The organism is Acinetobacter sp. 1294243 (genome assembly GCF_000588015.1).
GTDB classification, from domain to species: domain Bacteria; phylum Pseudomonadota; class Gammaproteobacteria; order Pseudomonadales; family Moraxellaceae; genus Acinetobacter; species Acinetobacter pittii.
The window spans coordinates 30,602-56,795 of sequence record NZ_JFXG01000022.1 but is presented as its reverse complement, the minus strand read 5'-3'; the positions used below and the strand labels follow the sequence as shown (position 1 = coordinate 56,795).

The 26,194-nt window shown below is 39.5% G+C and carries 19 protein-coding genes, 2 tRNA genes, 3 rRNA genes and 1 pseudogene; 11 read left to right on the top strand and 14 right to left on the bottom strand.

What is annotated here, in order from left to right; translation table 11 throughout:
• Positions 1 to 36 precede the first annotated feature (36 nt).
• The 7 genes from rrf to J655_RS21860 form a co-directional block, all read right to left on the bottom strand.
• Positions 37 to 151, bottom strand: a 5S ribosomal RNA gene (rrf, locus tag J655_RS21890).
• A 186-nt stretch (positions 152 to 337) separates the two neighbouring features.
• Positions 338 to 3,228, bottom strand: a 23S ribosomal RNA gene (locus J655_RS21885).
• Between the two features lie 352 nt (positions 3,229 to 3,580).
• Positions 3,581 to 3,656: transfer RNA gene (locus J655_RS21880), tRNA-Ala, on the bottom strand.
• A 55-nt stretch (positions 3,657 to 3,711) separates the two neighbouring features.
• Positions 3,712 to 3,788: transfer RNA gene (locus J655_RS21875), tRNA-Ile, on the bottom strand.
• A 59-nt stretch (positions 3,789 to 3,847) separates the two neighbouring features.
• Positions 3,848 to 5,385 (bottom strand): 16S ribosomal RNA (locus J655_RS21870).
• The 16S, 23S and 5S rRNA genes sit together here with 2 tRNA genes alongside, the layout of an rRNA operon.
• Before the next feature lie 397 nt (positions 5,386 to 5,782).
• Entirely contained in the window at positions 5,783 to 6,334 is a 552-nt protein-coding gene (locus J655_RS21865) for a peptidylprolyl isomerase (RefSeq protein ID WP_017481230.1), read from the bottom strand.
• Between the two features lie 158 nt (positions 6,335 to 6,492).
• A complete protein-coding gene (locus tag J655_RS21860) occupies positions 6,493 to 7,563 on the bottom strand; it encodes an alpha/beta hydrolase (RefSeq protein ID WP_025468414.1) in 1,071 nt (356 codons plus the stop codon).
• A gap of 209 nt (positions 7,564 to 7,772) precedes the next feature.
• Here J655_RS21860 and J655_RS21855 point away from each other — a divergent pair, with 209 nt between their 5' ends.
• On the top strand, positions 7,773 to 8,099 hold the full coding sequence (locus tag J655_RS21855; protein ID WP_032042483.1) for a hypothetical protein: 327 nt from the start codon (positions 7,773 to 7,775) through the stop codon (positions 8,097 to 8,099).
• A gap of 167 nt (positions 8,100 to 8,266) precedes the next feature.
• On the opposite strand, the gene J655_RS21850 is transcribed toward J655_RS21855, so the two are convergent.
• Together J655_RS21850 and J655_RS21845 are read right to left on the bottom strand one after the other, a co-directional pair.
• Positions 8,267 to 8,497 (bottom strand): hypothetical protein, encoded by a 231-nt coding sequence (locus J655_RS21850; protein ID WP_000733015.1) that lies wholly within the window; start codon positions 8,495 to 8,497, stop codon positions 8,267 to 8,269.
• Between the two features lie 392 nt (positions 8,498 to 8,889).
• Positions 8,890 to 9,756: an MBL fold metallo-hydrolase gene (locus tag J655_RS21845; protein ID WP_017481227.1), complete on the bottom strand. Its 867-nt coding sequence runs from the start codon at positions 9,754 to 9,756 to the stop codon at positions 8,890 to 8,892.
• Between the two features lie 107 nt (positions 9,757 to 9,863).
• Between J655_RS21845 and J655_RS21840 the strand changes: the two genes are divergently transcribed.
• The 6 genes and pseudogenes from J655_RS21840 to J655_RS21815 all read left to right on the top strand — a co-directional run bounded on the left by J655_RS21840 (position 9,864) and on the right by J655_RS21815 (position 16,348).
• Complete coding sequence (locus J655_RS21840; RefSeq protein ID WP_009392834.1) at positions 9,864 to 10,757, top strand: LysR family transcriptional regulator; 894 nt, start codon at positions 9,864 to 9,866, stop codon at positions 10,755 to 10,757.
• 162 nt (positions 10,758 to 10,919) lie between these two features.
• Positions 10,920 to 11,474 carry a nucleotide exchange factor GrpE gene (gene grpE, locus J655_RS21835; protein ID WP_002115470.1) on the top strand — a complete coding sequence of 185 codons (555 nt, stop codon included), beginning with the start codon at positions 10,920 to 10,922 and terminating at the stop codon, positions 11,472 to 11,474.
• A gap of 118 nt (positions 11,475 to 11,592) precedes the next feature.
• Entirely contained in the window at positions 11,593 to 13,533 is a 1,941-nt protein-coding gene (gene dnaK, locus J655_RS21830) for a molecular chaperone DnaK (protein ID WP_002115449.1), read from the top strand.
• A 328-nt stretch (positions 13,534 to 13,861) separates the two neighbouring features.
• Entirely contained in the window at positions 13,862 to 14,767 is a 906-nt protein-coding gene (locus tag J655_RS21825) for a matrixin family metalloprotease (RefSeq protein WP_025468413.1), read from the top strand.
• A gap of 137 nt (positions 14,768 to 14,904) precedes the next feature.
• Positions 14,905 to 15,872, top strand: a pseudogene (locus tag J655_RS21820) (M57 family metalloprotease).
• A gap of 101 nt (positions 15,873 to 15,973) precedes the next feature.
• Complete coding sequence (locus J655_RS21815) at positions 15,974 to 16,348, top strand: hypothetical protein (protein ID WP_014207668.1); 375 nt, start codon at positions 15,974 to 15,976, stop codon at positions 16,346 to 16,348.
• 63 nt (positions 16,349 to 16,411) lie between these two features.
• On the opposite strand, the gene J655_RS21810 is transcribed toward J655_RS21815, so the two are convergent.
• The 4 genes from J655_RS21810 to J655_RS21795 all read right to left on the bottom strand — a co-directional run bounded on the left by J655_RS21810 (position 16,412) and on the right by J655_RS21795 (position 20,688).
• Positions 16,412 to 17,704, bottom strand: coding sequence for a lytic murein transglycosylase (locus tag J655_RS21810; RefSeq protein ID WP_017481224.1), 1,293 nt, complete (start codon positions 17,702 to 17,704; stop codon positions 16,412 to 16,414).
• A 691-nt stretch (positions 17,705 to 18,395) separates the two neighbouring features.
• Positions 18,396 to 19,517, bottom strand: coding sequence for a 5-(carboxyamino)imidazole ribonucleotide synthase (locus J655_RS21805; RefSeq protein WP_017399664.1), 1,122 nt, complete (start codon positions 19,515 to 19,517; stop codon positions 18,396 to 18,398).
• A gap of 9 nt (positions 19,518 to 19,526) precedes the next feature.
• Entirely contained in the window at positions 19,527 to 20,042 is a 516-nt protein-coding gene (gene purE / locus J655_RS21800; protein WP_032015103.1) for a 5-(carboxyamino)imidazole ribonucleotide mutase, read from the bottom strand.
• 283 nt (positions 20,043 to 20,325) lie between these two features.
• Positions 20,326 to 20,688, bottom strand: a complete 363-nt coding sequence (locus J655_RS21795) for a DMT family protein (protein ID WP_075384089.1) — start codon at positions 20,686 to 20,688, stop codon at positions 20,326 to 20,328.
• Between the two features lie 240 nt (positions 20,689 to 20,928).
• Between J655_RS21795 and mpl the strand changes: the two genes are divergently transcribed.
• Positions 20,929 to 22,302, top strand: coding sequence for a UDP-N-acetylmuramate:L-alanyl-gamma-D-glutamyl-meso-diaminopimelate ligase (gene mpl / locus J655_RS21790; RefSeq protein ID WP_017399665.1), 1,374 nt, complete (start codon positions 20,929 to 20,931; stop codon positions 22,300 to 22,302).
• A gap of 67 nt (positions 22,303 to 22,369) precedes the next feature.
• Here mpl and J655_RS21785 read toward each other — a convergent pair whose 3' ends face one another.
• Positions 22,370 to 23,620, bottom strand: a complete 1,251-nt coding sequence (locus tag J655_RS21785) for a low temperature requirement protein A (protein WP_032053125.1) — start codon at positions 23,618 to 23,620, stop codon at positions 22,370 to 22,372.
• Between the two features lie 135 nt (positions 23,621 to 23,755).
• On the opposite strand from J655_RS21785, the gene J655_RS21780 reads away from it, so the two are divergent.
• The 3 genes from J655_RS21780 (at position 23,756) to J655_RS21770 (ending at position 26,182) form a co-directional block, all read left to right on the top strand.
• Positions 23,756 to 24,352: an undecaprenyl-diphosphatase gene (locus tag J655_RS21780; protein WP_032053124.1), complete on the top strand. Its 597-nt coding sequence runs from the start codon at positions 23,756 to 23,758 to the stop codon at positions 24,350 to 24,352.
• Positions 24,353 to 24,671: 319 nt separating this feature from the next.
• Positions 24,672 to 25,628, top strand: a complete 957-nt coding sequence (locus J655_RS21775) for a TerC family protein (protein WP_000447689.1) — start codon at positions 24,672 to 24,674, stop codon at positions 25,626 to 25,628.
• 188 nt (positions 25,629 to 25,816) lie between these two features.
• Complete coding sequence (locus tag J655_RS21770) at positions 25,817 to 26,182, top strand: hypothetical protein (RefSeq protein WP_032053122.1); 366 nt, start codon at positions 25,817 to 25,819, stop codon at positions 26,180 to 26,182.
• The last annotated feature ends 12 nt before the right edge of the window (positions 26,183 to 26,194 follow it).

Sequence of the window (26,194 nt, the reverse complement as noted above, 5' to 3'; positions counted from 1 at the left end):
CCCCCATTCGTTAGAACGGGGGTGTTTAGAATAATGAGCTGGCGATGACTTACTCTCACATGGGTAACCCCACACTACCATCAGCGCTAAGAGGTTTCACTTCTGAGTTCGGGAAGGGATCAGGTGGTTCACTCTTGCTATGGTCGCCAGCACAACTGGTATGGATACTTGCTTCGTTTTATTCACTGTGTGATACGTTGCGTTTTCCAAATCTTTACAGATGGGCTGATTGGTCTGATTTTTCGTTGTTCATTTTAGCTAGTAGTATAACTAAATCAAGTTGCTTTGCATGTTTATGAATCGATTGATGCTTCATATACAACTGCTTGGGTGTTGTATAGTCAAGCCTCACGAGCAATTAGTATTGGTCAGCTTCACATATCACTATGCTTCCACATCCAACCTATCAACGTCCTAGTCTCGAACGGCTCTTTAGAGGAATAAATTCCTAGGGAAATCTTATCTTGAGGTAGGCTTCCCGCTTAGATGCTTTCAGCGGTTATCCCTTCCGAACATAGCTACCCGGCGATGCGACTGGCGTCACAACCGGTACACCAGAGGTTCGTCCACTCTGGTCCTCTCGTACTAGGAGCAGATCCTCTCAAATTTCCAGCGCCCACGGTAGATAGGGACCGAACTGTCTCACGACGTTCTAAACCCAGCTCGCGTACCTCTTTAAATGGCGAACAGCCATACCCTTGGGACCTGCTTCAGCCCCAGGATGAGATGAGCCGACATCGAGGTGCCAAACACCGCCGTCGATATGAACTCTTGGGCGGTATCAGCCTGTTATCCCCAGAGTACCTTTTATCCGTTGAGCGATGGCCCTTCCATACAGAACCACCGGATCACTAAGACCTACTTTCGTACCTGCTCGACTTGTGGGTCTCGCAGTTAAGCGCGCTTTTGCCTTTATACTCTACGCGTGATTTCCGACCACGCTGAGCGCACCTTCGTACTCCTCCGTTACTCTTTAGGAGGAGACCGCCCCAGTCAAACTACCCACCAGACACGGTCCTCGTCCCGGATAACGGGACAGAGTTAGAACCTCAACATTACCAGGGTGGTATTTCAAGGACGGCTCCATTGGAACTAGCGTTCCAACTTCAAAGCCTCCCACCTATCCTACACAAGTAAGGTCAAAGTTCAGTGTCAAGCTGCAGTAAAGGTTCACGGGGTCTTTCCGTCTAGCCGCGGGTACACTGCATCTTCACAGCGATTTCGATTTCACTGAGCCTCTGCTGGAGACAGCGCCGCCATCATTATGCCATTCGTGCAGGTCGGAACTTACCCGACAAGGAATTTCGCTACCTTAGGACCGTTATAGTTACGGCCGCCGTTTACTGGGGCTTCGATCAAGAGCTTCGCTTACGCTAACCCCATCAATTAACCTTCCAGCACCGGGCAGGCATCACACCCTATACGTCCACTTTCGTGTTTGCAGAGTGCTATGTTTTTAATAAACAGTTGCAGCGGCCTGGTTTCTGCGGCTGTCGTCAGCTCAGGAAGCAAGTTCCATCACCAACAACAGCGTACCTTCTCCCGAAGTTACGGTACCATTTTGCCTAGTTCCTTCAGCAGAGTTCTCTCAAGCGCCTTGGTCTACTCGACCTGACCACCTGTGTCGGTTTCGGGTACGATTCCTGTGTAACTGAAGCTTAGAGACTTTTCCTGGAAGCATGGTATCAGCCACTTCACTGTACAAGTACAGCTTGCTATCGGATCTCAGTATAGAGTACCCCGGATTTGCCTAAGATACATACCTACATCCTTCCACCTGGACAACCAACGCCAGGCTGACTTAACCTTCTCCGTCCTCTCATCGCATTACACAGAAGTATTGGAATATTAACCAATTTCCCATCGACTACGCCTTTCGGCCTCGCCTTAGGGGTCGACTCACCCAGCCCCGATTAACGTTGGACTGGAACCCTTGGTCTTTCGGCGAACGGGTTTTTCACCCGTTTTGTCGTTACTCACGTCAGCATTCGCACTTCTGATACCTCCAGCATACTTCTCAATACACCTTCATCGGCTTACAGAACGCTCCCCTACCACTTGACTAATGTCAAATCCGCAGCTTCGGCACATAGTTTTAGCCCCGTTACATCTTCCGCGCAGGCCGACTCGACTAGTGAGCTATTACGCTTTCTTTAAAGGGTGGCTGCTTCTAAGCCAACCTCCTAGCTGTCTATGCCTTCCCACATCGTTTCCCACTTAACTATGATTTTGGGGCCTTAGCTGGCGGTCTGGATTGTTTTCCTCTTGACTACGGACGTTAGCACCCGCAGTCTGTCTCCCGGATAGTACTCATAGGTATTCGGAGTTTGCATCGGTTTGGTAAGTCGGGATGACCCCCTAGCCGAAACAGTGCTCTACCCCCTATGGTATTCGTCCGAGGCGCTACCTAAATAGCTTTCGGGGAGAACCAGCTATCACCAGGCTTGATTAGCCTTTCACCCCTATCCACAAGTCATCCCCTGGCTTTTCAACGACAGTGGGTTCGGTCCTCCAGTTAGTGTTACCCAACCTTCAACCTGCTCATGGATAGATCGCCTGGTTTCGGGTCTATACCCAGCAACTAAACGCCCTATTAAGACTCGATTTCTCTACGGCTCCCCTATACGGTTAACCTCGCTACTGAATATAAGTCGCTGACCCATTATACAAAAGGTACGCAGTCACACCACGAAGGTGCTCCCACTGCTTGTATGCATGCGGTTTCAGGATCTATTTCACTCCCCTCACAGGGGTTCTTTTCGCCTTTCCCTCACGGTACTGGTTCACTATCGGTCAGTCAGGAGTATTTAGCCTTGGAGGATGGTCCCCCCATATTCAGACAAGGTTTCACGTGCCTCGCCCTACTCGTCATCATTATGTGTGCCCTTTCGTGTACGGGAATATCACCCTCTACGTTCGCACTTCCCAGAGCGTTCCACTAAAACACACATAACTTAATGGGCTGATCCCCGTTCGCTCGCCGCTACTGAGGGAATCTCAATTGATTTCTTTTCCTAAGGGTACTGAGATGTTTCACTTCCCCTCGTTCGCCTTGCAACACTATGTATTCATGTTGCAATACCTACCTTAAAGTAGGTGGGTTCCCCCATTCAGAAATCTCCGGATCAAAGGATATTTGCCGCCTCCCCGGAGCTTTTCGCAGGCTATCACGTCTTTCATCGCCTCTGACTGCCAAGGCATCCACCACATGCACTTAATTACTTGACTATACAACCCCAAACAGTCGTCAACACCTACAAGTGAGTGTTGTCCGTGCGATTCTTCATCGCTACTATCTGTTGTTTGTGTACTTAAACACTGTACAGCTTCAATCTAAATTCATATACCAAAACGCTTGATTCAGTTAATTTGCTAGTTCTCAATTCATCTAGATTAATTGCTTAATCTAAACTCTTGAGTGAACAATTTATTTCAGACTCAATTTTGCCAATCTGTTAATGAATAAACACGCCTTCGTCAGGTCATGCTTAATACCGTGATACTTAAATCACAGAAGTTAATAAACCAAGACCGAAATCTCTATTTACTAATTTCTGTAATCCGAACTTCTCTTAAGTTCTGGTGGAGACTAGGAGAGTCGAACTCCTGACCTCCTGCGTGCAAAGCAGGCGCTCTACCAACTAAGCTAAGTCCCCAGCTTACATCATCAGTCATGTATCTTTTATCTATAACTTCAACCAGTCAAAGTCATGGTGGGTCTGACAAGACTTGAACTTGTGACCCCACGCTTATCAAGCGTGTGCTCTAACCAACTGAGCTACAGACCCTCAGATACATCTATGAAGAACAACTTGTTGTGGATTCTTACCAATCGTCAATCTTTCGTTAAGGAGGTGATCCAGCCGCAGGTTCCCCTACGGCTACCTTGTTACGACTTCACCCCAGTCATCGGCCACACCGTGGTAACCGCCCTCTTTGCAGTTAGGCTAGCTACTTCTGGTGCAACAAACTCCCATGGTGTGACGGGCGGTGTGTACAAGGCCCGGGAACGTATTCACCGCGGCATTCTGATCCGCGATTACTAGCGATTCCGACTTCATGGAGTCGAGTTGCAGACTCCAATCCGGACTACGATCGGCTTTTTGAGATTAGCATCCTATCGCTAGGTAGCAACCCTTTGTACCGACCATTGTAGCACGTGTGTAGCCCTGGCCGTAAGGGCCATGATGACTTGACGTCGTCCCCGCCTTCCTCCAGTTTGTCACTGGCAGTATCCTTAAAGTTCCCGACATTACTCGCTGGCAAATAAGGAAAAGGGTTGCGCTCGTTGCGGGACTTAACCCAACATCTCACGACACGAGCTGACGACAGCCATGCAGCACCTGTATGTAAGTTCCCGAAGGCACCAATCCATCTCTGGAAAGTTCTTACTATGTCAAGGCCAGGTAAGGTTCTTCGCGTTGCATCGAATTAAACCACATGCTCCACCGCTTGTGCGGGCCCCCGTCAATTCATTTGAGTTTTAGTCTTGCGACCGTACTCCCCAGGCGGTCTACTTATCGCGTTAGCTGCGCCACTAAAGCCTCAAAGGCCCCAACGGCTAGTAGACATCGTTTACGGCATGGACTACCAGGGTATCTAATCCTGTTTGCTCCCCATGCTTTCGCACCTCAGCGTCAGTGTTAGGCCAGATGGCTGCCTTCGCCATCGGTATTCCTCCAGATCTCTACGCATTTCACCGCTACACCTGGAATTCTACCATCCTCTCCCACACTCTAGCTAACCAGTATCGAATGCAATTCCCAAGTTAAGCTCGGGGATTTCACATTTGACTTAATTAGCCGCCTACGCGCGCTTTACGCCCAGTAAATCCGATTAACGCTTGCACCCTCTGTATTACCGCGGCTGCTGGCACAGAGTTAGCCGGTGCTTATTCTGCGAGTAACGTCCACTATCTCTAGGTATTAACTAAAGTAGCCTCCTCCTCGCTTAAAGTGCTTTACAACCATAAGGCCTTCTTCACACACGCGGCATGGCTGGATCAGGCTTGCGCCCCTTGTCCAATATTCCCCACTGCTGCCTCCCGTAGGAGTCTGGGCCGTGTCTCAGTCCCAGTGTGGCGGATCATCCTCTCAGACCCGCTACAGATCGTCGCCTTGGTAGGCCTTTACCCCACCAACTAGCTAATCCGACTTAGGCTCATCTATTAGCGCAAGGTCCGAAGATCCCCTGCTTTCTCCCGTAGGACGTATGCGGTATTAGCATTCCTTTCGAAATGTTGTCCCCCACTAATAGGCAGATTCCTAAGCATTACTCACCCGTCCGCCGCTAAGATCAGTAGCAAGCTACCTCTCTCCGCTCGACTTGCATGTGTTAAGCCTGCCGCCAGCGTTCAATCTGAGCCATGATCAAACTCTTCAGTTAAAATCATTTTGTACCTTATTTAAAGACAAGGTACCAATTCTGGCTCATCAATTACTGACTTAAATTTCGCTCAAATAAACTTCGAGTAATTTAAACCAATCAATCAATGAAAATTATTTCGATTAATCAACCAGTAAAAATCCACACAAGTTGTTCTTCAATTCTCTTAATGATTTTTCTGCTCTTCGTCAGAGACAGAATTCAACGCAATACTAAGCTTTCATCTTAACCCTGTAAGCTAAGATATTCTCGTGTATCGCGTCGGGATGAGTGCATTATAGGGAAAAAAAACTGGTACGCAAGCACTTTTATAAATATGCACGTTCGACCGGTTCTTTTTCAGCCAAAAAAAATCTCAAAAACAAACAAATATATGATTTATATGGTTAATTTATTTTTAAAGAGTTTTAAACTTTATATCTACTATCTTTATAGCCTGTTTTGGTACGTTTTGATGCATGCCATAGTTTGATGTAGGGACCTGAACAATACGGTCAACCACATCCATTCCTTTAATTACTTTTCCAAAAACTGCGTAACCCGGATTACCAGCAGAACGATTTAAAAAATTATTATCTGCAACGTTAATAAAAAACTGACTAGTAGCTGAGTCAGGATTTGCAGTACGAGCCATCGCCAACGTTCCGCGTGTGTTAGCAATTCCATTTCCAGCTTCATTTTTGATAGGTGCTCGCGTAGTCTTTTCCTGCATATTTGCAGTAAGTCCACCGCCCTGCACCATAAAACCAGGAATTACGCGGTGAAATATCGTATCTTTATAAAAACCTGACTTTATATAGTCTTTAAAATTCTTCACACTGTTTGGTGCTTTATCATCATAAAGTTGTATTTCAATGTTGCCTAAATTTGTTTGCATTTCAACTAAAGTGTCAGCCCAGACTGAATGGCTGCTTATACCCAAACAACATAACATTAATAATTTTTTCATATTTTCCCTACAACAAAATGCCAAACTTAATGAAGGATAAATTTAATCATCTATATAAAAGAATTCTAGTGAGTATTTATTATCTTTTATTTAGTGCTTTATATTTTAGATTTGAGTATTAGTCCACGTTCCACGTGAAACATGGACTAAGCTTTTATTTAACTATTTTTATCCCAGAACTTTCTGAAGTTTTTACTAATCTCGATGGTATAGCGTTTTGCCTTTTTCGAAATAGGGGTCAAGTTTATAAAACCGTGGGTTTGATCTGGATATTCTTCATAATGCATTTTGACGCCATTTTGTCTTAGCTTATAGCTATAAATTTTTGCTTCATCATGCAGTACGTCATGCCCAGCCGTAATCACAAAAGCTGGTGGATTCTTTTTCAAATTACCATAGGTTGGAGAAATAAGTGGATCATCTAATTCTACATTATGCTGAGTTGCATAATATTGAGTGACATAATTAATATCGCTATCCGTCAAAACTAATCCTTCGTTATAAGCATAAAAAGAAGGATGTCGGCTTTTAAAATCAACTGTAGGATAAATGAGAAGCTGTGCTTGTGGAGCATAAGGTTTGTTTACTGATCGTTGAGCTACAACCGTACTGATATTTCCGCCTGCACTATCCCCTGCTACAGCAATACGATTTTTTAATATTTTTAGTTGTCTGCGATTTTGATAGACCCAAGCCAATGCATCTTCGCATGATTGAATTAAATGTTGAGGTGAGACTTCTGGTGCAAGAGGATAATCAATGCTGAGTACTTGTACTTTTGCGTATTTCGCCAATATGCGGCACACCTCATCATGAGTATCTAATCCACCCACGACAAAACCTCCTCCGTGATAGAAAACTAGTAGAGGTAATTTTTTATTAGGTGCCGGGTGATAGTGTCTTGCGAAGATAGTTCCGCTTTGAAGAGGTAAGCGAATATCTTCTACAGAATCAACTTCTGTTGATTTCTGACGGATAGCCAACATTTGTGTATCAAATTGCCGTCTAGACTCAATAGGATCTGAACCAATAAAACCGATACGTCCCTGTTTAATTTGTACGGCCATCATACATTTAGTAAATGAGTCGAGATCTGGGTATTGGTAGGAATATCCAAGAATTTTGGCAAGTGATTCTTGAGCCAATCGAGGTAACTTATCAAGAGCTCGAGCAGCAGGCCCTTGGCCCTTATCTAGCAATGTTTGAATTTTTTGATTAAATGCTGTCATGCCTATCTCCATGAATTCCTCTTATCCTTCATATTTTCTACAGAATTCTTTGTTGTTTGACTATATTCGCATACAACTCATGTAATCAAGATACAAAGGTAAAAACCAATCTACGCTAATCTGATTTATAGCAAATGTCATTAACAAATCTGTCGTTTAAAACAGGACTTTTTTGCCAATTATTGTTAACAGACAAAGGAGATTGGGCTATGTCAGCAAAACTCGTTGTTACTTTGTTAGCAACCAGTCTTTTAACTGTAGGCTGTGTTGCTTATACAGATGACCCTTATTATCGCGGTGGTTATGGTTACCATGATCATGATGATGATCGTTATGACCGTAACGATGGACGTGGATATAGTGATTGGGAGCGAAAACGTTGGGAAGAGCGTAAAAGAATATACGAACAACAACGTAAAGATGCTCGTGAACAGGACAAAAATCGTCGGGATTGGGAAAAAAGACATCGTGAATGGGAAAAAAAACGCTTAGAAGATCGTGATCATGACCACCGAAATTATCGTCATGATGACTAATCTCATTACTATATAAAAAGCCCCAAAGAGATAAGTCTTCTGGGGCTTTTTTGAGAATTCTAAATTCTCTTAATTATAGAGTAATGAGTAGCAGCTCACTTCATATATAAATCGGCATCTTGAATATATGTACTCTATAATCTTTTAACTGTTCTTATCGCTAAGAATTACTGAGCTGTCGCAGAACCTGAAACAGAACCAGAAGCACCAGCATCAACTTGACCTGGTTGTGCTTGACCAGAAACACCAGCGTCTACACCTACACCAGCTTGTACGCCAGATGGGCTAGCGCTAGTTTGAGCAGAACCTGATGCGTTTAAGCCAGCTTCAGATGCACAACCAACAGCTGTAAAAGCAACACCAGCAAGTACTACAGAGATAAGACCTAATTTTTTCATAATCGCTTTCCTTTCATTACGACAAACATTTAAATGCAAAGTTCATCTTCGCGCTGCCTATAATTCACAATTTTTTTTTCTGGCGTGCGTATCATTGGTTGTCTTTTGTAGTAATAGAAGTACAAATTGTGCAATTTTTTATTAAAATCTCTTCCTTAGCCTCACCTCTACCTTTTATATAGAAGCTACAACTTAAGCTTTTGTTTAATTTTATCAATTTCTAATTTTTATCTTAGCCTTTTACTCTACTCAAAAATTTTTTCTTTATAGAAACGCTATATAAGATGCGTAGAATGTTACAGAGACTTTTTACTTAAAAATGCCTTATCTCATCGAAAAAAGCCGAGTATAGACCACGGCTTTTTTGAATTTTTTTAGCGCTTCATCTTAAATTATGGCCATTGCATCTCGCCTTTTACAACTTTTGCGCCCAGCTCTAAACTGTCCACACTCTTTAATGTTGGATATTGTTTCTGCATGAGCTGACTTAGCTCACCCGCATTTTTACTTACTTTGACCGCTTTCTCATAGCTCTTGAGATAGTCGATAGAAAAGTTAACCGCATCTAAACCTTGTGGAGCTCCCTCAACCATATGAGCTGGAACAACTGTTTGAGGCTGCAGTGCTTTAATATTTTCTAAAGTTTGAATCACTTCATTGCGGTCTTTAACTTTTGGTGTATCCGCCATCCATAAATGAATACCTGAAGAGACAGGAATACCACCTACTACTGCTTTAGAAGAAGGAATCCATAAATAAGTGAGTTCTTTCTTACCTTTAATCTCGATCGACTCATTTTCTAACTTTAAAGTTTTAGCAGTATAAGCTTGAGGCAAAATAATTTGACTAGGCGCATTTGCACCCATTTGTGGACCCCAATATTTCACTTTAAGCGCTTGAGTATCTTGGATATGTTTAATAGTTTCTGGCGTTGCGATGATTTGTACATTTGGGAAGTATTGTTTAAATACATCTAAGCCAAAATAATAGTCTGGATCGCCATAACTTACGAAAATTGTCTTTAATGTTTTACCACTATCCAAAATATCCGCAGCAATACGTAATGCTTCAGATTTTGAGAATTGCGCATTCACCAACAGAACTTCTTTATCGCCTTCAATTAAAGTAGAAGTCACACCGAAATGTTCGGGTTTAGCCAAGAAACTTTGGATTTTCAAATCTTGCGCAAAAGCTGAGGAAGTTACTGTTAAAGAAGTAGCAGTTGCTAGGACTGAAGCAGTTAATTTAAAAAATTTCATTATGTATTCTCCAAATTCATGAGAAATACTTTAAATTGCAATTCTTGTAAGGTAAATGCACTAAATTAAGATAAACTGTTGCATATATTGTAATAATGATAAAGTATATGGACACATTAAAAGCCATACAAGTCTTTGTTTCTATTGCTCAACATGGCAATTTAACCAAAGCCGCAGAACACCTAAATTATTCCCGTGCGATGGTTTCTCGCTATCTTGAGCACCTAGAGCACACATTCTCAACTCGACTATTTCAAAGAAATACCCGAAAAATATCTCTCACTCCAGCGGGTGAAAAAGCCCTACTCTACTGTGAGAATATTTTACAACAACAGCAACTTTTACAAGAGTTAGCCGCACCCGAACAACATAACGGTACGATTCGCTTTACCTGTGGTTTATTTTTATTTCAATTAGGGGTTGGGGAATGTATTCGCCAATTTAAACAGCAACATCCACATATTCAATTTGATGTATATCTGACCGAAAATACAATGGACTTAATTGATGCACAGGTCGATTTAGCCTTACGTATAACGCAAAAAGTTGCAGATGGATTAATTGCACGACCTGTTTGTCAAATCGAGTCTGTTTTCTGTGCTCATCCTGATTATTTAAAACAGCACAGTCCCCTCTCCCATCCAAGACAACTGATTCAACATGAATGTTTAGCTCACCATAGCCAACATCAATTTTGGACTCTTTTTGATAATGAACAGCAGCCTCAAAACTATCCTTTGAACGTTACCTTTAAAAGTAATGATGTAAATGCTGTTTATGACATGTGTATACATGCTCAAGGGGTAGCGATGCTACCTACTTTATTAGTTAAAAAAGATTTAAAAGAAAAACGATTAGTTCCTTTATTTAAAAACTTTTCAGCTCCTGAATTAAGTTTGTCGGTGGTATATGCTTCAAGGCAACATTTACCCAAAATAACGCAAGAATTTATTGCATTTATGATCGAAAATTTAAATTTTTACTTAAAACCGCAAAATTAAAAGTTTTAAATTGCCGTGTACGCTTGAATTTTTAGGCAATGCCCATACTTCATCCCTATTAATGAATTACAGCATATGCATGGCAGTTCAGGTTTTACCCAGTAAATGCTGATGCCAAAAGGACTGTACATGTTTAAAAACCCATTTAAACGGAGATCATCAATGGCTAATGAGCAAAATGAGCAAGCTCAAGACATTCAACACGAGCAAGCAGAGCAATCTAATGAGCAAACTCAGGCTGAAGGTGTAGAGCAAGCAAACGACGTTACCGTTGAATCTTTACAAGCGCAAATCACCAAATTAGAAGAAAGCCTAAAACTTGAAAAAGCACGTACTGCGAATGCAGTTTACGAAGCACAAAAAAGTGTAGAGCGTATTCAACGTGAGTCTGACAAGCATAAAGAGACTGTGCTTGAAAAATTTGCAAAAGAATTACTAGATTCTGTTGATAATTTAGAGCGTGCAATTCAAGCAGCTGGCGATGAAGAAACACCAGTACTTGAAGGTATTAAACTAACCTTGAAGTCGCTGTTAACCACACTTGAAAAATTTGGTGTTGTAGAAGCTGATACAAAAAATGGCTTCAATGCGGATTTACATCAAGCTGTAGGTATTGACCCAAATGCTAAAGCGAATGAAATCGGTAGCGTTTTACAAAAGGGCTATACATTAAATGGTCGCTTATTGCGCCCTGCTATGGTTATGGTTGGTCAATAAATAATTTTTTGAGAGTTTTTAGATTTTTTTTCGCTAAAACGCTTGAAAAAAATAGATTCACTCTCATATCGGATAACAAGCAAAAACATTGCAAAAGAATTTTTGAGGAAAACGTCACATGGCAAAAATTATTGGTATTGACTTAGGTACTACCAACTCATGCGTTGCTGTACTTGAAGGCGATAAAGTAAAAGTAATCGAAAACGCTGAAGGCGCACGTACAACTCCATCGATCATTGCTTATAAAGATGGCGAGATCTTAGTAGGTCAAAGTGCTAAGCGTCAGGCAGTAACTAACCCAAAAAATACATTATTCGCTATCAAGCGTTTAATCGGTCGTCGTTATGAAGATCAAGCGGTACAAAAAGATATCGGTCTTGTACCTTATAAAATCATCAAAGCAGACAATGGCGATGCTTGGGTTGAAGTAAACGATAAAAAATTAGCGCCTCAACAGGTTTCTGCTGAAATCTTGAAAAAGATGAAGAAAACTGCAGAAGACTATTTAGGTGAAACAGTTACTGAAGCAGTTATTACTGTTCCTGCTTACTTTAACGATGCTCAACGTCAAGCAACTAAAGATGCGGGTAAAATCGCTGGTTTAGACGTTAAACGTATCATTAACGAACCAACTGCTGCTGCACTTGCGTTCGGTATGGACAAAAAAGAAGGCGACCGTAAAGTTGCAGTTTACGACTTAGGTGGTGGTACTTTTGACGTATCAATCATTGAAATCGCAGACCTTGATGGCGACCAACAAATCGAAGTGTTATCAACAAACGGTGATACTTTCCTTGGTGGTGAAGACTTTGATAACGCCTTAATTGAATTCTTAGTTGAAGAATTTAAGAAAGAACAAAGTGTGAACTTGAAAAATGATCCACTTGCGTTACAACGTTTGAAAGAAGCTGCTGAAAAAGCAAAAATCGAGCTTTCTTCATCAAATGCAACTGAAATCAACCTTCCATACATCACTGCTGATGCAACTGGTCCTAAACACTTAGTAATCAATGTAACACGTGCGAAACTTGAAGGTTTAGTTGCTGATTTAGTTGCTCGCACTATTGAGCCTTGTAAAATCGCACTTAAAGATGCTGGTCTTTCGACTTCAGACATCTCTGACGTGATCTTGGTTGGTGGTCAGTCTCGTATGCCACTTGTACAACAAAAAGTACAAGAATTCTTTGGCAAAGAGCCACGTAAAGACGTGAACCCTGACGAAGCAGTTGCAATCGGTGCTGCGATTCAAGGTGCTGTATTGTCTGGTGACAAAACTGACGTTCTCTTATTAGACGTAACACCATTAACTTTAGGTATTGAAACAATGGGTGGTGTATTAACACCAATCATTGAGAAAAACACGACGATTCCTGCGAAGAAATCACAAGTGTTCTCTACTGCTGCTGACAACCAGCCTGCCGTAGACATTTCAGTTTACCAAGGTGAACGTAAGATGGCTCAACAAAACAAATTGTTGGGTAACTTCCAATTAGGCGATATTCCACCTGCTCCACGTGGTGTGCCACAAATTGAAGTATCTTTCGACATCAATGCTGATGGTATCTTGAAAGTATCTGCTAAAGATAAGAGCACTGGTAAAGAGCAATCGATCCAGATTAAAGCGAACTCAGGTTTGTCTGATGCTGAAATCGAAGCAATGATTAAAGATGCTGAAGCGAATGCTGAAGAAGATCGTAAGTTTGAAGAACTTGCAAAAGCTCGTAACGAAGCTGATGCATTAATTTCAAGCTCGAACAAAGCTGTTAAAGATCTTGGTGATAAAGTTACTGAAGATGAAAAAACAGCTGTAAGCACTGCCGTTTCTGAACTTGAAGCAGCAACAAAAGAAAATGATGTAGAAGATATCAAAGCGAAAACTGAAGCTTTACAAAACATCTTGATGCCTATCACTCAACGTGCTTATGAACAAGCGCAACAAGCTGGTGGTGCTGAAGGCTTTGATCCAAATGCATTCCAAGGTGGTGATGCGGGTCAACAAAAAGCAGATGATGGCGTTGTAGATGCTGAATTCACAGAAGTAAAAGATGACAAAAAATAATTTGTCGCTTTAAAAAAGACCGCGCGAAAGCGCGGTTTTTTATTGTTTACAAAAAGTAACAATAAGTTTTTTAATGATATTATTCAAATGTTTCTGTCAGAAAGATCAATGATAAAAACTAAATATTTAATTTTAAATAATATTTTTTTGCTAAAAAATCACTGTTATTTACTACATTAATTATTTAATTATTGCCAAGTCTGAGAACATCTTTTTTAATTTTTCGACCAATATCACAAACCTCACCTAATCTATTGAGATTTTTATCGTTTTGACGAATTAAATTAAGTAGCTAACAATAAGATTTATTTATATTTTTTATTTTGCCATGAAAAAATTTCTATGGTGGGGATTGAGCTTATGCTTATGCATGGGCTTACAAACAACACTTTTTGCTCAAAGCAATCTGCCAATTAATTCATCTCATCAGCCTTTAAAATACCGAATTGCTTTTATTGATCCACGATTTCAACTTACTAAAGAACAATTAGTCGAGGTAAGTCAGCAAGCTGCTGAAATCTGGCAAAAAGAAACTGGGAAGACCTATTTTATTTATGATTCACAGGCTCAATTGTCAATTAACTTAATCTATGATGATCATCAAATGCTTAAAGATGAACAACAAAACAATTTGGATGCACTTTTGCAAAAGCAGGAAGCTTGGCGCATTAAAAATGAAGAAATTGTTCTAAACAAACAGCAAGTTGCTCAACTATCAACTGATTTGAACAAGAAAAAGGCCAATCTAAAAGCGGAGTTTGAACAATATCAACAAGAGGTAACGCGCTTTAATCAAGGAGAACAGCAGTACTCTAGTGCCAATAATTTAAAAGAATGGCAAAAACAACTAGAACAAAAATCGGAAGATTTACGAAATGAATCCAATAGTCTAAATTTTAAAATTCAATCACTTAACTTAAAAATTAAAGAGTTAAATCGAGAGCAAATTGATTTAAGCGCTTTAAAAACACAATTCAAACTAGAGCAGAAAACTAGTATTCAACCCTTCCATAAAGGATTATTCAGTCAAAACCAAATCCAGATTTACGGCTATGCTTCTTTAAATGACTTACGTTTGACCCTTGCTCATGAACTTGGGCATGCATTAGGACTAAAACATACTACTGATCCTAAATCATTAATGTATCCACGGTTAAAAGAGCAAGATATTCATAACTTTAAATTAACAGATTCAGATTTAGATTTATTAGGTTCAATTTATAGACCAAATTAAGGAAAAATCGTTAAAGTTAAATGATTAAAAAAACTAAATAAAACGAAATATATTAAATTTTTTCTAAAAAATAATTTGGCATTTGGTAAAAAATAATGAGACTAAAGTCTCATTTATTTTCCTGATTTGTACGTTTTTTGATTGATCTTTCATTTTATATTCTTATAATACGTTTTTTTTAAAATCTCCCCTTTCGATTATGCGTTTAACATCTTTGTTATTAGGCGTAGCCTTTGCTTTTTCTAATTTTCAGGCTAATGCTAATCTTGCAACTCCAGCACATACTCAAATCCAGCAAAAAACAGGTCAACATTTGACTTATAAAATTGCTGATATTGATCCACGTTTTGGTTTAAGCCAAGACCAATTAATTCAAATTAGTCAACAAGCTGCGGACATTTGGAAACAAGGTACTGGACAGGATTATTTTACTTATGATCCAAATGCAAAGTTAGAAATTCGTTTAGTTTACGATAATAGTCAAAGCCGTTCTGAACAGCGTCAAAAAATTGCAGCTCAGTTCCAACAAGAACAGCAACGTGTAATTGATGAACAGCAACAAATTAAGCAATTGAAGCAAACTCTTGGTCAAACTCAGTCTGAGCTTGAAAATAAGAAGCAGATTTTGAATGGCAAATTGAAAAATCTTGACCAACTAATGATGCAGCTTAACCAAGGCAAATTAGCACCTGAATACAGCGCTAAATCTTTGGCTAAAACTCAGAAAGATTTGCAAAAACAAACTGTTGCTTTAAAGAAAGAAATTGCTGCATATAATCAGCAAGCTAAAGACTTAAATGTCAAAGTTACTCATTTTAATCAGATTAATAATGAGTTTAATAATTCATTGAACCAATTTAAGCAAAATGCTCAAGCGGATGTCTTTAAAAAAGGTATCTATAACGGCAAACAAATTGTGATTTATGAGTTTAAATCTATTGATGACTTACGCTTAACCATTGCTCATGAGTTAGGACATGCACTGGGTTTAAAACATAGTGATCAACCAAATGCATTGATGTACTCAGTACGTAAAGATGGTGACAAAAAAATCACTGGACTTACGGATGCTGACCGTGATCTATTAAGTGCTTTACCTCAATAATTAAAAGCTTGATATAAAATGATGTATCTATTTCTATGTAGATACATCGAAATTGATATCAAAGTCATGTTATTGTGGTCATAAGAGCTAACGAAAATAGAATGGAGATCAAGATGAGTTATTATCATATCCTGATTGAAGTAAATGATCATATCAGCACGATTGAACAGACTCGTGATATTGAACTGTTTGATATTATTGAAATTAAACCATACCTCCATTCTATTTTAATTCCCTTTTTCAATGAGCATGAAATCGAGCTTGAGGATGAAAATATCGAATATAAAGATATTCTCCATCTTGAAGTAAAACAGACTCTGTTACCGATTGAACATTTAATTGAAGAAGAGCAAAAGCAATTACCAAGTGATACTGATGTCACCATTACTGCATATGAAATCTTTAATGATCGTGATTTAAGCCAAGATGTTACGTCAGTTATTTTTGATATTTTGGAAGCAGTTAAATTAGAGTAATTATCTTATATAAGTACCTATAAAAAAGGTCTGCATGAGCAGACCTTTTTTATTATTTCCAGTTTATTGCATCATTTTTTGAGCTTGTTCTTGACGGAATGCGCGTAAAATTTGCTGCCCTGCCCGTCCTGTTGGATTTAAACCTAAACGAGTCTGCTCCTGACGAATAGCTACGCGGGTTTTACCTCCAATAAGACCGTCAACTGCACCAATATCATAGCCACGATTAATCAAAAATTGTTGGATTTCACGACGTTCTGCACGTGAAGTTCCCGGATCATCAGTTGGCCAAGACGCAACAAATGGACCAGCACCTTTTAAACGATCAGATAAATGTGCAATCGCAAGTCCATAGCTTTCCGCAGCGTTATAGCTGTAGATAGCATCAAAATTCTTAAATACTAAAAATACTGGACCATTTATACCTGCAGGTGCCATTAAACCCGCTGAAGTATTACCAGATAAAGCTCCTTGAACAAGTGGAGAACCATCAATTCGGGTCACCCCTCGTGCACTCCAGCTACTTAAAGCTTTCTTTGAACGTCGCCCTTCTCCATCAATTGACATACCTTGGGGAACTTTGACTTCAAAACCCCACGGCATTCCTGTTTGCCAACCTGCTTTATTTAAGAAATTAGCAGTTGAAGCCAGTGCATCAGCTGTACTCGACACTAAATCTCGACGACCATCTCCATCAAAATCAACAGCTAAACGTTCATAGGTAGATGGCATAAATTGAGTATGACCAAATGCCCCAGCCCATGAACCTTTCAGTTGATCTTCGGTTAAATCACCACGTTGTAAAATACGCATAGTGGCAAAAAACTCAGTGCGGAAATAACTTTGTCGACGCCCTTCACAACTTAAAGTGCCGAGTGCTTGTAATAAAGGATATTTACCAGAAATATCACCAAAATTACTTTCAACACCCCACACTGCTACAATTGTTTCCGGGGGCACACCGTAGATTTGAGAAGCACGGTTTAAAACATCTCGATGTTGCGCCAGTTTTTGTTTACCAAGCTCAACGCGCTCTTCATCAACTAGACCAGAAAGATAATCCCAAATTGGTGTCGAAAATTCTGGTTGATAGTTTAATTTATCAATAACTGAATAATCTGGGGTCAAGTTTTGGGTATAACGATCATAAGTTGTACCAGATACTCCAGCAGCAATTGCTTGAGAACGTAAATTTGCCAAACAGCTTTGGAAATTATTATTAGGCGTATAATCTTCACTCGTCACTACTGGAACAGTAGCACTGCTAGATATTGTAGAACCATTAATTACGAGCTCTGCTTGAGCCTGAGTCATCGCTAAAAATACAGAGCCAACAATACAAGAAAAACGTCGCATATTATCCTAGTTCGATTTTTAAATTTAAATTTGTAAGTACCATACCATTATGAGTCCAAAATTTCAGAGAGAAAACGTAAATTTGAATTCATAATCTCTACTTTAAATTCATTCCCCATGTTTTAAATTCAAATTTTCTACTTTATTTTTGAATTTAAAATTCTTTAGATCCAAATTATTAGTTTTGAATTCAAAACCGATACTCAAGTTTAAATTCAAAAGTACTTCTTTAAATTTAAACTATAAATCTCTCTTTATTGTGGATAACTTTATCCACAGCACAGCAAAAAACACTTCTATTCCTTAATAATTATATTCTATATCTCCTTATTATTTATTACAGACTAGAGTCTACCACCACAAAAATCCGTATTTTTTAAATTTAAAGATCAGCCAAAATTTTTAAATTTAAAACCCCATACCAACAGACTTCTATTTTTGAATTTAAAAAGCACATCCAACTCTCTCATTTAAATTTAAAAATACTTTTGTGGATAACTAATTTTAAATTCAAAAACAACCAAGGCTGCCTTTTGTAGTTTTAAATTCAAATTACAGTAGCTTTTTTAAATTCAAAAGTTCCAATTAAAGTTATCCACAACCCCAAAATATGTATGTTCTATTATTTTTTAAATTTAAAAGATAAAAAAAAGCGATCCGAAGATCGCTTTTTAGAGAATTAAAAATACTTTTAGAGGGTCATATCTGCTGTTAAAGCGAGTGGTTCTGGCAAAATTTCCGCCAATTGACGGCATAAATTTGTCAATTCATTACTATCCACAGGCATTAAAGTGATATGACCTAATTTGCGGCCAGCACGTTCTGACTTGTTATAAAGATGCAGATGAGCACCATTTAAGGCAAGTACATCCTCAGTTTTAGGATGTTGACCAATAATATTGATCATAACCGTTGGGCGAACAACTTCTGTTGAGCCTAATGGTAATCCTGCAACAGCTCGAATATGGTTTTCAAACTGAGAACAAACCGCGCCTTCAATTGACCAGTGGCCTGAGTTATGCACACGTGGTGCCATCTCATTTGCACACAAACCTTGTTCTGTTACAAATAACTCGAGAGTCAGCACACCAACATAGTTAAGGTGATTCAACAAACGAGTAATGTAGTCTTGAGCAACGGGTTGCAAAGCTTCACTATTCGGTGCAGGAACAATTGAATGCGATAAAATACCATTATGATGATGGTTTTCAGCCAATGGCCAAGTTTTTACTTCACCATTTTGGCCACGCACCGCAATAATTGAAACTTCGCGAGAGAATTTAACAAAGCTTTCGGCAACTAGACTTTTTGCAGGGCCAAGTTCAGCCCAAGCTATATCAATCTGATCTTCTGAACGAAGTACAAACTGACCTTTGCCGTCATATCCACCAGTTGCAGTCTTAAGCACGATCGGTAAACCAAGCTCAGCCACAGCCTTTTTCAAGCTTTCTAAGCTATCTACAGCACGATACGGCGCAACAGGAATAGTAAGCTCATCAAACAATGCTTTTTCTGACAAACGATTTTGCGCAGTCGCTAAAGCAACACGGGGAGGATGCAATGTTTTGGTTTGTGTCAAAACATCAACATCTTCAACTGGCGTATTTTCAAACTCAAGACTGAAAACATCAGCACTTTCAATAAACTGCTTTAAGCCTTGCTCATCTTGGCTAGAAAAAACCTGGCCTAAAACACCTGCTGGACAATCTGTATTTGTTTCAAAAAAAGTACATTGAATATTTAATGGTAACGCTGCTTGAGCCATCATACGGCCCAGTTGCCCACCACCAAAAATACCGATAGTTTTATCCATCTCAGCCTCTTACACCTGACCCGGAATATTTTTGCTTGCAACTTTATCAGTTTGCGCAGCACGGAAATCAGCAACATTTTTTGCGATTTCAGGACGAGTTAAACCTAAGATTTGTGCAGCCATAATTGCCGCATTCGTTGCACCAGCTGGACCAATCGCTAAAGTACCAACTGCAATACCTGCTGGCATTTGTACAATTGAAAGCAAAGAGTCTACGCCATTTAAAATTGATGATTTAACTGGCACACCTAAAACAGGTAAATCAGTTTTTGCGGCACACATTCCAGGTAAATGCGCTGCACCGCCTGCACCGGCAATAATCACTTGAATACCGCGATCGCGTGCAGTTTTTGCATATTCAAATAAACGATCTGGAGTACGATGAGCAGATACCACTTCCGCTTCAAATGGGACACCAAGCTGTTTAAGCATATTGGCTGTGTTTTCGAGAGTTGCCCAATCAGATTGAGAACCCATAATAATTCCAACGAGAGGTTGAGCGTCTTGTGCTGCGGCCGCATTCATTGCTAATGTTCCAGAGACAAAAGTAAAAGAAGATAAATCTCGACGAGAGCCAAGTTTTAAATGGTTCGGAAGCCCATTATTATAGACTGATTTTTCATCTCACGAAAATTTAACTGACCAGCTCTGTGAATATTTTTAATATCATCAAAAAATGTCATGGTTTAACAGTGACACATTCTCAATTTTTATTAATATTAATTAATTAGATATCTGAAAGATAATGAGGTATTTGAAAAATTAATAGCTTGTATAGAATCAATTATTCAATACAAGCTATCATGGATTATTGGCTTCTAAATACGAAATAAACACAACCAAATAGGCATAACATCGCCCATAAGTAATCGAGTTTAAAGGGTTGCTTAAACAAGAAAATCATAAAAGGTACAAACACGACCAATGTAACTACTTCCTGAGTGATCTTCATTTCACCGAGTAACCAGCCTTGCGCGCTTAACATACGAGTGGCTGGGATCATAAAACTGTATTCAAGTAAGGCAATAATCCAACCGAATAGAATCGCTTGCCAAAGTGGAGCATGGTGCAAAAATTTAAGATGCCCATACCATGCAAGTGTCATAAAGCAGTTAGAAATAATTAATAGCGTAAAAGCTAAAACCGTTGGGCTCAAAGGCACATCCTTCATCATCACGATGATTTAAGTATTTTAACGATACAAAACATTATAAAAGATAAAACTGTAATTCAGCTTAAATCTAAAAAATAAAGCTGTAGTTTTATTAGGGTCTCAAACACATAGAACAACAACGATTTTTGACTATCTTTTCGAGTTTAGCCTTGCTATCGTTGCTGGCAAATTTATCAATAATGCACACACAGCAATTCATTTTAATGTTGTGTACAAAAGCAGTGGAGAAGGCGAGCAATGCATCTGCATATCTTGGGTATTTGTGGCACTTTTATGGGCTCTTTAGCACTTTTGGCTCGTGATTTAGGACATAAGGTAACTGGTTCCGATTTAAACGTTTACCCACCGATGTCTACCCAGTTAGAAAATGCAGGCATTACACTCATGCAAGGCTATGACCGTAGTCATTTACAGCCTCATCCGGACTTGGTTATTGTCGGCAATGCCATGAAACGTGGTATTGATGCAGTCGAATATATGCTGAACGAAGGCCTACCATATATTTCTGGTCCACAATTCCTTGCCGATCATGTTTTACAAGGTAAACATGTACTTGGTGTAGCAGGTACTCACGGGAAAACAACAACTACGACCATGTTGGCTTGGGTACTTGATCAAGCTGGTTTAAATCCGGGCTTTTTAATTGGTGGTGTTCCACTCGGTTTTAGTGAAAGTGCTCGTTTAGGCGGTGGTAAATACTTCTGTGTTGAAGCCGATGAATATGACTCTGCTTTCTTTGATAAACGTTCTAAGTTTGTTCACTATCACCCAAAAACGGCGATTTTAAATAACCTTGAATTTGACCATGCCGATATTTTTGATGACCTAGCAGCGATTCAAAAGCAGTTCCATCATCTTGTGCGTACCATTCCAAGTGAAGGCCGTATTATTGCGCCAATTACTGAAACGCATATTGATGAAGTGCTTGAAATGGGTTGCTGGACACCAGTAATTCGTACAAGTCTAGAAGCGAATGAAAAAGCTGCTCTCTCTGCCGAACTCATTTCAATTGATGGCAGCCATTTTAAAGTACTCGAAAATGGCAATGTCGTTGGCGAAGTGAAATGGAGCATGACAGGGCAACATAGTGTAGCGAATGCTTTGGCAACAATTGCAGCTGCTCAACATGTAGGTGTTACGCTTGAACAAGCTTGTGAAGCTTTGTCTAACTTTGGCGGTGTGAAACGTCGTATGGAGTTACTCGGTACAGTGAATGGTATTGAGGTTTATGATGACTTTGCTCACCATCCAACAGCAATTGATACGACTTTAGATGGCGCACGTAAACGCTTAGGTGAACGCCGTTTATGGGCCATTATTGAACCACGTTCAAACACGATGCGTATGGGCAGTCATAAAGATGGCTTAGCACATTCAGCACGCTTAGCAGACGAAGTGATCTGGTATCAGCCAGAAGGCTTAGATTGGGATTTACAACCTGTAATTGAAGCTGCTTCTAACCATGCTCAAGTGAGCCGTTCACTTGATAACATCATTCAACGTATTGTCAATGAAGCAGGTGAGGGCGATGCTGTGGTGATTATGTCGAATGGTGGCTTCGGTGGCTTACATCAAAAATTAATGAGCGCATTAAAAGCAAAAGCTGCTTAAATTTCGCTTTAGATGATTCAATAAAAAATGGGTTTCAAATTGAAACCCACTTTTTTATCAGTGACTTTTAAAGCTTTTCTGGCTCTATATTGGCCATAAATTTATTAGAAACGATTAAACGTAAACTATAGACAATGCCCATCGCAAAAACGCTATATCCCACGTTATTACAAATAAACGGAATACATAAAATAATGAGCGCTGTGATTGGATAAAACCATTTCGTGATTCCAGATAAGCATTGGAACTCATAAAGTATCCAAATACAGGTGGTATAAAGCACCACACTCACCGCAACGACTATTCCCATATATAAATCAGAAATATGCGCATGATGGGTTGTAACATCCACGGCAGCAGCAAGCGCAGCACCTACCGCAGCAATACTGACAAAAACAAAATAATGACCGTATCCCCAAACAAATGGGCGTACACCTTTTACATGATGGTGTTGTTCACTACGATCAAAATAAGCCCACCACATTGCGAACATGAGCATCAATCCACCCACCATCAAGAAAATGGCAGGGATATTCATTGATTGAGCGGCTAAAGCATCACGTATGGCATTAAAGCTACCGACAATCGACTCACCCAACACAATAATTGTGAGTAGGGCATAACGTTCTACAATATGATGAGGATGCCACGGCGTTGGAGAATATTTTTCTGCATAAATTGGAACAAATAATTCCACGACAACCAGAAATAAAAATAGAGGTATTGAAAGTACATGAGCAAAGTTAGCCACAAGCCAGCCAATTTGTACTAAGACTATACCTATTGCATAGCGATAAGCCGTAACTCGCCTTTCAGGATCATGTTTTGCTGCTCTGAGCCACTGAGTCACCAAGGCCATGCGCATGATCACATAACCGATAATGATTACATCAAAATCCTGACTACGAAATACATCAGGGATACCCGCAGCCATCACCAATGAACCTACAATCTGCACAAAGGTAAGGCAGCGATACAAAGCATCATCGTTATCGTAAGCCGAAGCAAACCATGAAAAATTCATCCAGGCCCACCATAGTGCAAAAAATACCATCAGGTAGCTTGGCAGTGCATGCCAGAGGTGATTTTCAATAATCGCGTGGTGTAACTGCTGACCAGCTGTTGCAATTGCGACTACAAAAATTAAATCAAACAATAATTCGAGGGGAGTCGCTGCTCTATGGGATTGTTTTGGATCTCTTGGAGATAGGGGCCTCAAACTTAATTTTTTCTGTTTTTCTTGAGTAGTCATGAAATAACGTTCTCGTATAAAGTGCCGACACGTTAACACTTTAATATCAACGCTTAGATCACGCATTAAAAATTATCTAGACCTGTTGTTTAATCTTTACCCATCAGCGAGCTAGATTTCATTTTTGTGACAATTCTTTATCAAGACCTTAAGCTTAATTCTTTATCATAGCTCACGTTTTTGTTCTTGTTTGGAATATGAATGTCTTTAGAAACACTCAACCTTAGCTTATTCCATGTGATTAATGGGGCTCAGGATGCGAGTCAATTTATCATTCGTCTTGCTATCTTTTTTGCTAATGATCTCCTCTATATTCTCTTATTCATCCTTACATTTTTATGGTTTTATGGCGATCAAGATTTAAAAAATAGGGTCATTAAATCTGTCTTTTTAACCTGCGTATCACTTTTAGTCGGTTACGTTATTTCTTTGTTTTACCATCACGCAAGACCGTTTGTCATGGGTGTGGGTACGACTTTTATTGAACATGCACCAACGGCATCTTTTCCAAGTAATCATATGCTGATTTTTAGCACCATTGCTTTATCTTATTTATTTGCTCAGCGCAAAATAATTGGAATTATTCTTTTATTTTTATCATTTGTAGTGGCGTGGTCACGTATTTATTTAGGTGTGCATTTCCCTTTAGACATGTTAGGGGCTTTTATTGTCGCACTACTAGTCAATACAGCAGGTTATTACTTCTGGAATGCTTACGGTACAAGTTTGACGGCATTCTGTATTCATATTTATCAGATTATCTGCAAACCACTTTTAGACCGCGGTTTGATTAAATAACCTATAGATCTTTTTTTGCATTCAAACCACGACATTAAGTTCAGTTGCGTAATACAAAAAAATCTGCCATTCTATGTCGACTTGGATATGTTTTATCCAAAACAGAATTTAGTTTGACAAGGGGAGTAGCCTCCTCCAAACATAACAGCAGTGTTATGTGTCAGGTATCGTCAATACACTTTTATTAAAAAGTCGGTATCTGAGCATCGTGAAATTCATGATGTAGGCAAGACCTTGATCATGTTGATACAGATGTTTACTTCATCTGGCAACTGGTCGAGGTTTTTTTATGCCCAATTGCCGGATGTATGGAGGATTTATGGAAACAATCGGCAATTTATGGCTGTACATAGCATTCTTTGGCATAGTCATTGTGATGCTCCTGATTGACTTTTTAGGCTTTAAGCAAAAGCAAGGTCAAGATGTCTCAATTAAGCAAGCTGCTTACTGGAGTGTAGCGTGGGTAAGCGTCGCAGCCTTATTTGGTGGTGGTTTATGGCTTTACCTACAACAAACAGTTGGGGTGACCTTAGCAAACCAAAAAACTATGGAATACTTTGCGGGTTACTTACTCGAAAAGTCCCTCGCAATTGACAACGTTTTCGTCTGGTTAATGATTTTCGCAGCGTTTGCTATTCCAGCTGCACTACAACGTAAAATTTTGCTCTACGGCGTATTAGGTGCCATCGTACTACGTACCCTCTTTATTTTTATTGGTGCATGGTTCGTTCAAGAGTTTTCTTGGGTACTTTATATCTTCGGTGCGTTCTTAGTATATACAGGCTTTAAGTTCTTAAAAGGCCAAGATGAAGAAACCAATATTGAAGATATCAAGCTCTTAAAATGGTTACGTAACCATATGCGCATTACACCACAGCTTGAAGGTGACAAATTCTTTGTACGTCAAAACGGTTTATTGTGGGCAACGCCGTTATTTCTAGTTTTGATTTTGGTTGAAGCTTCAGACGTGATTTTCGCAGTAGACTCTATTCCTGCTATTTTCGCGGTAACTAGCGACCCGTTTATTGTTTTAACGGCGAACTTAATGGCAATTTTAGGTTTACGCGCAATGTTCTTTTTACTTGCTGGCGCTGCGACTAAATTGCATTACTTACCATACGGTTTAGGCATCATCTTATTGTTCATTGGTGCGAAAATGTTGTTGCTTGATGTATTCCACATGCCAATCTGGATCTCGTTAAGCTTTATCGTAATAGTGTTAGCAATCACTGCTTACCTTTCTCTACGACACAACAAAAAGCAATTGCAGTCTTAATTCATCACAACAAGGCATCTACACGTGAGATGCCTTGTTATCTAAATTTTCAAAATAGACTGTACTTTAAAAAAACAGATTAATATTATATGCCAACTTAAAATTTATCTTTCCTAATCAGAAACATAATAGATAACAGCTATTCGGTATTTTATGCCGAACATACTTATTAAAATGTGTGGAGTCTCATGCGTTCTAAAAAAATTAATCTTGTCGTTGTCCCTCTATTAATCACGGCATGTAGCCATAATGATGGTCCTTTAGTACAAGACGTATATAACAACCAATATGACTGTGCTCGCGACTGGAATAATGAAACATGTAAACAAGAAAATAGCTCCAGTGGACATGGTTCTAGCTATGTTGGTAGTCGCTATTTAGGTCCTGCGTATTATCGAAATAATCGGGAAGTTTCTTACCACGGCAATACCTTACATCCTTACAGCAATTTGAGTGTAGGCCAACCAATTATTTCAAGCACAGCGAAAAGTTCGTCTTTTTCATCCCCAATTCGTGGTGGTTTTGGCCGTAGCGGTTTTTCTTTCGGCGGCTAAGTCTTTAGGCAT